2 protein-coding genes are annotated in these 2930 nt (G+C 63.7%); both read right to left on the bottom strand.

Annotation, left to right across the window (positions count from 1 at the left end; all coding sequences use genetic code 11):
- Positions 1 to 923 (bottom strand): condensation domain-containing protein (locus tag PVZ80_RS11195; RefSeq protein ID WP_273863897.1); only part of this gene is annotated, 923 nt, incomplete at its 3' end.
- 12 nt (positions 924 to 935) lie between these two features.
- Positions 936 to 2930, bottom strand: a 1995-nt coding sequence (locus tag PVZ80_RS11190; protein WP_273863896.1) for an amino acid adenylation domain-containing protein, incomplete at its 5' end; no start/stop codon positions are given.

Raw genomic sequence — 2930 nt, 5'->3', positions numbered from 1 at the left:
TGGCCGCTGTAGCGGTGCAGCAGCACCTGGAACGAGGCCAGCAACAGCATGAACAGGGTCGCCCCTTCGCGCTGCGCCAGTTGCTTGAGGGCGACCCGCAGTTCGTCCCCCAGCGGGATGTCGAACAGCGCGCCGCGATAGCTCTGGATCGCCGGGCGCGCATGGTCCAGGGGCAGCATCAGCAGCGGCTGCTCCCCGCCCAGTTGCTGCAACCAGTAGCCCAGCTGCCGTTCACGTTCGCCGGCGTCCATCCACTGCCGTTGCCAGTTGGCATAGTCGGCGTATTGGATCGGCAGGTCCGGCAGGCTGACCCTGCGTCCCTGGCGGTAGCCGGCGTAGAGCTGGATCAACTCGTCGACCATCACCCCCATCGACCAACCATCGGAGACGATATGGTGCTGGGTCAGCACCAGCACATGTTCGTCCGCCGCCACTCGCAACAGGCTGGCCCGCAGCAGCGGACCGCTGCGCAGGTCGAAGGGGGGCTGGCGCTTGCTGTCGGTCAGGGCATTGAGCTGTTCCTCATAGGACAGGCCGCCGGCTTGCAGATCGATGACCTCGATGTGCAGCGGCGCCGGTGGATGAACCACCTGCACCGCGATGCCGTCTTCTTCGCAAAAGGTAGTACGCAGGGTTTCATGCCGGGCAATCAGGCTATCGAACCCATGGCGCAGCGCGTCGAGGTCCAGCTCTCCGGTCAAGCGCAACGCCGTGGTGATGTGGTAGGCGCTGCTGTCGGGCTCCAGTTGCCAGAGGAACCACTGGCTTTCCTGGGTATAGGAGAGAACCGGCGCCTCATCGGCGCCGCGGCTGCAGATAGGAGCGATACCAAAAAGGTTGATGCCCTTTTCTTTAAGCAAAATCGCCAGGGCTTTTCTTTCTTTGGCAGAAAGCGTGCCTACCGAGTCGATTAAAGCTTGCATGTACTACCTCTCCTAAGAAATTATTTTTTCAAGATCATCAGGAGATAAACGTTTGAGGGCCTCCAAAGATTTAGCCAATTCATCCTGCAGTGAAGAGGTCGTTTCCCGCAGGGCCTGAACCTTCTCGACAAAGGCCGACAGGCTCTCCGCGCCGAACAGCGACCTGATCGGAATATCCACGCCAAACTGCTGCTTGACCCGGGTCACGACCTGGGCCACCAGCAGGGAATGGCCGCCCAATTCGAAGAAGTTGTCGCTCAGGCCCACCCGGTCCAGTTTCAGCACATCGGCCCAGATCGCCGCGATCTGCTGCTCCAGTTCGCTTTGCGGCGCCACATAGACTTGCTGCATCTGCTGCGCGTCGACCTTGGGCAGGGCCTTGCGGTCGAGCTTGCCGTTCGGCGTCAGCGGCAACGCGTCGAGGAACAGCAGGTAGGTCGGCACCATGTAGTCCGGCAGATGCGCTTTCAGGGCCGCCTTGATGTTTTCCCGGAGCGCGGCCTGGGCCTCGACGGCCTCGGTGGTTTCGCTCGGCACGATATAGGCCACCAGCTGCTGGCCGTTGTCGCCGTCCTGGGCCAGGACGAAAGCCTCGCGCACCGCGGCCTGCTGCACCAGCCGCGCTTCGATTTCACCCAGTTCGATACGGAAACCGCGGACCTTCACCTGATGGTCGATACGGCCGATGTACTCGATCACCCCATCGGCGCGATAGCGGGTCAGGTCGCCGGTGCGGTAGACCCGGCCACCGTCGCAGGAGAACGGGTTGGGCACGAACTTCTCGGCGGTCAGCCCCGGACGCGCCAGGTAGCCGCGGGTCACCCCCGCGCCGGCCAGGTACAACTCGCCGGCGCTGCTCACCGGCACCGGCTGCAAATCCGGACTCAAGATATAGCTCTGGGTATTGCTGATGGCCCGGCCGATATTGGCCTGGCCACCCGCTTCGCGGCGGGTGTAAGTGGAGTAAGTAGTGTCTTCCGAAGGACCGTAGAGGTCGTAGACGTGTTGCAGGCCCGGTTGCTGGTACAGGCTATCCACCAGCGCCTGCTTCAGTGGTTCCCCCGCCAGGTTGATGATCCGCACACCGGGCGGAATCTGCCCGCTGCGCTGCAAGGCGGCAATCGCCGACGGCACGGTATTGATCAGCCGCACCCGGTCGCGGTCCACCAGCTCCGGCAACTCCAGGGCGTTGCGCGCCAGGACGATAAAACCGCCGCTGGACAGGGTGACGAACAGCTCCCACACCGACAGGTCGAAGCAGATCGAGGTCGAGGCCAGCACCCCTTGCAGGTCATCGGCGCTGTACACCCGGCTCGACCAGTCGATCAGCGCCAGCACGTTGCGATGGGCAATCGCCACGCCTTTAGGCAAGCCGGTGGAACCCGAGGTGTAGATCACATAGGCCAGGTTGTCCGCGGTCGCTCGCGGCGCCGGGTTCTCCGGCGAATAGCCGTCCAGCCAGCCCGGTTGCGCATCCAGTTGCAGGGTTTGCAGGGACTCAATAGCCGGCAGCAGCGACAGCAACGCACTTTCGGTCAGCAGGATCTGCGCCTGGCTGTCGCGCAGCATATGGGCCAGGCGATCCTGTGGATAATCCGGGTCCAGCGGCACATAGGCGCCACCGGCCTTGAGCACCGCCAACAGCGCCACGACCATCTCCGGGGTGCGCTGCATGGCCACGCCGACACGAACCTCAGGCCCTACCCCCAGTTCGATCAACTTGTGCGCCAGGCGGTTGGCCCGGGCATTGAGGTCCAGGTAATTCAGGCTTTGCCCGGCAAACAGCAGGGCCTTGGCTTCAGGGGTTTTCCGCGCCTGGGCCTCGACCAGTTGATGCACACCGTGCTCGCTCGGCAACTCGACCGAAGCCGGAGCCCACTCATGCAGCAGCTTGTTCTGCTCCGCCGTCGCCAGCAGGGGCAGATCCCCCAGGCGTTGCCGGGGTTGCTGGACAATGCCCTGCAGCAACTGCACCCAGGACTGGGCCAGGCGCTCGATGGTCGAGGG

Source organism: Pseudomonas sp. B3G-3, assembly GCF_028640915.1.
GTDB lineage: Bacteria > Pseudomonadota > Gammaproteobacteria > Pseudomonadales > Pseudomonadaceae > Aquipseudomonas > Aquipseudomonas chlororaphis_I.
Note: the sequence above shows the minus strand (reverse complement) of the source record. Positions and strands in the feature narration are given on the sequence as shown.